Origin of the sequence: Bacillus thermotolerans, assembly GCF_000812025.2 — a bacterium.
Lineage (GTDB): Bacteria > Bacillota > Bacilli > Bacillales > Domibacillaceae > Quasibacillus > Quasibacillus thermotolerans.
Genome location: NZ_JWJE02000085.1, coordinates 1 through 5838, shown reverse-complemented (window position 1 = coordinate 5838; position 5838 = coordinate 1). Strand labels below are relative to the sequence as shown.

The window sequence follows — 5838 nt, the reverse complement described above, 5'->3', positions numbered from 1 at the left end:
TTCTTTTTTTGTTTCATATCGGACACTTCCTCTCGTATCTTTTATGATAGAGAGTTAACTAAAAGCTGTCCATAAAACTATACTAGCACCAACACTTCTTACCGAAAGCAATTGGCGGTTTACCACAAAAAAATAGCGGTTCTTTTCTATAAACTTGTAGGCGAATTAGTTAAATGGTAGCATATTAACTGGGAATAAATTCAAGCAGGGAAGGAGAGCAACATCAATTTTCAAAAAAATAGAACAAATGACATTGAATATTATACAGGATCCTCAACTAAGAAAAGATATTTCTATTTTTGCCGGGGAAAAACTGAAAGATAATCGAACATCGTTTGCAGACTCTTTTAAGTTACATTTTGACGCATTTTCTAAACATGCTTGTCATGAAGTGAGAGATATCACGGCATGTCTGGAAGGGATGATGCTTGCTTTAGATATCATTGATGATATTCAAGATGATGATAACGGACTATCTATCTGGATGAAGAAGGGACAAGCCGTTTCGTTGAATGTTGCGATTAGTTTAATGGTGATTACGCTGTCGCGGTTATTAGATTGCTCTAACAAACCTGATATGATTAAAGTTGTTTTAAGACATCTATCCCGCTCGATAGAGGGCCAGCACCAGGATTTGTACGGATGCATCAGTAATATTAAAGAGTATATTGACATGATCAGGATGAAATCAGGGAGTTTGGTGGCTATGGCAAATACATTGGGTGCCATGCTGGCAGGGTACAAGGACTATCAGATGGTCGAAGATTATTCCTATGATTTAGGGATTGCTGCTCAAATAGGAAATGATATCCAGGACGTCATGGATTTTGAAGAAAAAAGCGACTGGAAATTGAAAAAGAAAACATTGCCTATTATTTATCTGCTAAATCCTCTGGTAAAAGAAGGAGAAATTGTAAGGGACTACTATAATGGAAAGTTTTCTTTCGAATCATTACAGCTATATAAAGAAAAAATAATAGAAATAGTGAAGAAATCCGGTGCCTTAAATTTTGCAGTTGCACAGAAAATTCTTCATGAACGGCGGGCGATTCATAAAATTGAAAGTTTACCAATAACGGATGAGAAAATTAGCATGTTAAAAGAACAGCTATTTTATATGGGGAGTGATACATATGGAAATGGTGATTCAATATCTAATCGAACATCCTGAGGTTGTGGAAGTGGTGAAAGAAGGAATGGCCTCTTTGTTAGGAGTGACGCAAGAAGAAGAACAAGCTATTATTCAATCATTCAATGATATTAAAATTTACTCTTACTACTGGCATTAGGTGAAATGAATGGGAAAGACGTTTTATCCCGTAGTCATTTTTAGCTTCATAGCCATTAGCGCCATTTACCTAACCGTTGTTGTCATAGCTTATCCTTTAATTGGCCTTGAGGTACATTTAAGCAACAAAGAAAAATGTACAGTAGTAGAAATTTATCCACATGGATGGGCCAATTACCATGATATATCAAATCAAAGTCTTGTTTCCTGTGAGCCTGATTCAAATGCTGTATTTAAGCTGGAGAAAATAAAAGAAATCACTCTATATATGGGTGAAGAGAAATGCGAGAGAATACCTGTTACATATAAAAAAATGCCTGTTAGTTATTTAATATATAGTTTTTTACCTATTATCTACTTTATCCTTTGTTTTGTTATCGCTTTATATGTAATCTTGAGAAAAAGATTTAGTAAAGTGAGTGTCATTTCGTCTTATCTGCTTTTATTGATCGGTCTTGCTTACTTAGGTAGTGGAGTGTCAGCAAGGGGAGATTTATTTGGAGTGTTCATTACCCTTTTCTCCTTATATTTAATTCCGACTGTAGTGTTGGAATACCTTCGTATCATGGTGCCGAAAAAAGATAGGCATGCAGCAAATAAAAAAATAATATGGCTTTACGTATTGATCTTTGCTGTTGCTGTGATTAATACGTTTATTGGTGTGTCAAAGTTCATGCTGGCACCGTTCTTTTTCATGATTTTAGCAGTACCCTTATACTTCATCATACAGTTTAGCAAAATTAAAAAGTCTATCCATTTGGTTAAAATCAGATTCTTTATATGGACCGTCGTTGTTTCGTTGTTTCCATTTATTCTATTGTCGGCTATTCCGGAAGCATTATTTGAGCAGCAAATCATTACAGCCGAACATACAGCACTATTTTTATTGCTCATTCCTATTTCGTTTATTTATATAACTGCCCAGAAAGTATTCTTTGACTTTGATTTACTGATTAAAAGGGCAAGTGTCAACTTTTTTCTTTCTCTTATCCCGGCAGTTGTGTTGGCAGGAGGGATGTATGCAAAAAGAGAAGACTCTTTATTTATTTTTCAATTAGTATTACTAACCATTATTTTGGTCATGATCCTGCTTTTTGTAAAAGACTTTTTCGCCACATATTTGGCCAAGGGGCAAAGGAAATTTCCTGATAGTTTAATGAAACTATCCCAAATGTCTAGTCAAATACATGATCAACAAGCGTTATTTTTATATATTAATCAAGTAATCTCTGACGTGCTTCATGTGGATTATGTAAAGAAAATTGAATGTCGTATCAGTCAAGAACAATGTCATTGTGAGGATCGTTCTATCCAATCGTTAGTCAAAAAAACATTGAATATCGGAGATTTGCGAGAAATTGATAATGGGTACGCTTTGTTAGTTGGCAAAAACAGTGTCGTATACACATTTATCACGTTTTCTTATAAAAAAAGGATGACCCAGCTAAACAACATAGAGAAAGGCTGGTTAAAATCGATTGCCCATTATATCAATATATTAATTGAAAACTTTAGGAAAACGGAAGAGTTAGTTGCTGAAGTAGAAAGAATTAGAGAGGGCAGCATTTCATCGACAGTCTCGCGTACACTATTTTTGATAGGAGAAAAAGAAAGAGTAAAGCTGGCTCACGACATTCACGACTCCATCTTACAAGAACTAATTTTTATACATAAAAACATCGAACTCATTCAAGGCAAGGAGGGAATAAATTTATATTCATTGGAAAAAATCAAAGAACAATTAAGTGAGCAGATAGATTTCATTCGAAGCACTTGCTATGACCTAAATCCTTTCTTTTTAAAGGAATTTGGTTTGATTGAATCACTATACAGTTTAGTAGATAAGTATCGCGCATCATGTGAATTTGAAATTGACTTCCAAATTAGCCAAGTGAACCACTTTACTGGCTTAAGCGAAGAGGTTGCTTTAACTTTATATCGCATTGTACAAGAATTGATGAACAATGCTAAAAAACATTCAAAAGCAAATTTTATTCATATCAGTTTAAGCTGTCGTAATGATCAGATTATGCTTGTATACGAAGATGACGGAGTTGGATTAAATCTCAAACAAGAAAAGGAAGGAAATCATTTTGGGTTATTGAGTCTCAATGAAAGGATTCGAAGCATGAGCGGAGATATCTTTATTTATACTGAACCTGACCAAGGACTTTTATTAAAAGCTACTATACCCAAATAAAAGGAATGGTATGGATGATTAATATCATTTTAGTAGACGATCATAGAGCCGTTGCTGAAGGAACAAAAGCCTTATTGGAACAAGATGGCCAATTCAATGTAAGTATTTGCTCTGATTTAAATTGCATATATGAAATGATAGAAACAGAGTGTATCGATGTATTTTTATTTGATTTATATATGCCTGAAATAAACGGAATAGAATTATCGAGAAAAATTTTAAAAGATTTTCCTGAATCGAAAATCATCATATATACAGGATTTGATATCACCCAGCACTTTAATTTACTAGTAGAAAGGGGGATATCAGGATTTATTAGTAAAAATGCTTCTCGTGAGCAAATGATTCGTGCAATAGAAGCTGCTTTAAGGGACGAAGTAATTATCCCGGTTGAATTGTTTAGGCAATTGAGGAAGACCCCCATGGTATCAGTTGCTCCAAAAGAAGGAGAGTTAAGCGATATCCAGCTCACGGAGAGGGAAGTCGACATTTTAATGGCTATTTCAAAAGGAATGACTAATAAAGAAATTGCTCACCAATTAAATTACAGTCAACGGACCATCGAATATTCAATTACGAATCTTTTTGAAAAATTAAAGGTGAGATCTAGAACAGAGGCTTTAGTGAAAGCAAGGAAGTATAAGATCATTCCTCTTGTTGATGTTTTTGATTAAAACAGGCCATAGAAGTCAACCATATGGGTTAGAATCAGGAGAGTAGAGGGCGATCAAGGCATGAATTCGGTATAAAGTCGAACTTATGCCTTTTCATTTTGGCTTAGAATTGGTAACAATAAGAATAAAAAAACAAAAGAGGTTCGGTTTTTATGAGTGGAAATATTGCATTGGTCGCAGGGGCGACAGGGCTTGTTGGAAAAGAATTAGTAGAGTTGCTTTTAAAGGGAAAAGAATTTGAGAAAGTGATCATCTTGACAAGAAAACCCTCGGGAATAAAACATGCCAAATTGGAAGAGCATAGGATAGACTTTCACGAACTAGAAGATTATCGATTTCCTCAGGATCTCAGCCATGTGTTTTGCTGTCTCGGTACTACGATAAAAAAGGCGAAGACCAAAGAGGCTTTCCGGAAAGTTGATTTTGATTATCCGCTTCTCTTGGCTAAAAAAGCGGAGCAACAAGGAATCCCGCAGTTTCTCGTCATCTCAGCGATGGGAGCGGATGAAAAATCGAGCGTATTTTACAGCAGGACGAAAGGAGAGCTGGAGTCAGCACTAAAGAAGCTCAGGTTAAAGGGGCTCCATATTTTTCAACCATCCCTTCTCCTTGGAAAAAGAGACGAGTTCCGCTTGGGAGAAAGTGCCGCGGCTGTTGTGGCCCGGATGGTTCCATTTTTGTTTTTTGGTCCTTTTAAAAAATATAAGCCAGTTCCCGGAAAGGTTGTCGCTTCGGCAATGAAACAGGCAGCACTCAAAGGTGGACAGGGAGTGTTTGTTTATTCTTCCGATGACATTCACAAGGCGGGGGCCGAAAGAGAATAATGTACAGCCCCGCTCTTTCCTTGGTGGTGTTTTTATTTGTCTAACAGGGAAAACTAAAGTGAATATTTGGGAGGGCAAGGTGAAAGAAATGGAGAGAGACAAACGTTACAAAGTGCTGCCTCTATCATTTTATAAGAAACCGACATTGCAGCTGGCAGAAGAATTGATAGGGTGTTTGCTTGTAAAAGAAACAGATGAGGGAATTGCTTCAGGGTATATTGTAGAGACAGAAGCTTATATTGGGCCGGGGGATAGGGCCGCCCATAGCTTTAATGATAGGAGGACGAAGCGGACCGAAGTCATGTTTTGGGAAGCGGGCCATGTTTATACTTATGTGATGCATACCCATTGTCTTGTCAATGTTGTCAGCGGCGGCCGTGACGAACCGGAAGCTGTGCTGATTCGGGCGGTAGAGCCAGTGGATGGTTTGGACTTGATGTATCAAAGGAGAAAGACAGATAAGCTAAAAAACCTCACCAGCGGTCCTGGAAAGCTGACGAAGGCGTTAGGGATCAGCATGGATGACTATGGAAGTTTATTTGACCGGCCGCCGCTGTTGATTGCGGAGGGAAGAAAACCGAAACAGATATCAAGAGGAGAACGGATCGGGATTGCCAATTCCGGGGAAGCCAGGCATTACCCTTGGAGATTTTGGGAGACAGATAATCCATTTGTGTCTAAGTAAGGGCTAAAAGTGCATCTTGGTTAGTGTTTACTAGTGAGATGAACCTGGAAAAGGCATGTTCACGAGGACATGCTTTTTCTTGTGTGCCAGGCATGGCAACTATCTAGGTGGTGAGAGTCCACTGTGGGGGTACACATCGACCAACCACTAAGGAAGCGCAAGGTACT

The 5838-nt window shown here is 37.5% G+C and carries 6 protein-coding genes; all 6 read left to right on the top strand.

Translation table 11 applies throughout. The features are described 5' to 3' along the window. Positions 1-253: 253 nt before the first annotated feature. The 6 genes from QY97_RS18425 (at position 254) to QY97_RS18405 (ending at position 5671) form a co-directional block, all read left to right on the top strand. Positions 254-1171 carry a polyprenyl synthetase family protein gene (locus QY97_RS18425; protein ID WP_157761922.1) on the top strand — a complete coding sequence of 306 codons (918 nt, stop codon included), beginning with the start codon at positions 254-256 and terminating at the stop codon, positions 1169-1171. Next, entirely contained in the window at positions 1134-1289 is a 156-nt protein-coding gene (gene comX / locus QY97_RS20170; protein ID WP_083965921.1) for a competence pheromone ComX, read from the top strand. The genes QY97_RS18425 and comX overlap by 38 nt, the downstream gene beginning before the upstream one ends. 9 nt (positions 1290-1298) lie before the next feature. Further along, positions 1299-3488 carry a sensor histidine kinase gene (locus QY97_RS18420; protein ID WP_039231250.1) on the top strand — a complete coding sequence of 730 codons (2190 nt, stop codon included), beginning with the start codon at positions 1299-1301 and terminating at the stop codon, positions 3486-3488. Between the two features lie 14 nt (positions 3489-3502). After that, complete coding sequence (locus tag QY97_RS18415; protein WP_039231248.1) at positions 3503-4162, top strand: response regulator transcription factor; 660 nt, start codon at positions 3503-3505, stop codon at positions 4160-4162. 152 nt (positions 4163-4314) lie between these two features. Then, positions 4315-4986: an NAD-dependent epimerase/dehydratase family protein gene (locus QY97_RS18410; RefSeq protein WP_039231245.1), complete on the top strand. Its 672-nt coding sequence runs from the start codon at positions 4315-4317 to the stop codon at positions 4984-4986. 88 nt (positions 4987-5074) lie between these two features. Beyond that, positions 5075-5671, top strand: a complete 597-nt coding sequence (locus tag QY97_RS18405) for a DNA-3-methyladenine glycosylase (RefSeq protein ID WP_039231255.1) — start codon at positions 5075-5077, stop codon at positions 5669-5671. Positions 5672-5838 lie beyond the last annotated feature (167 nt).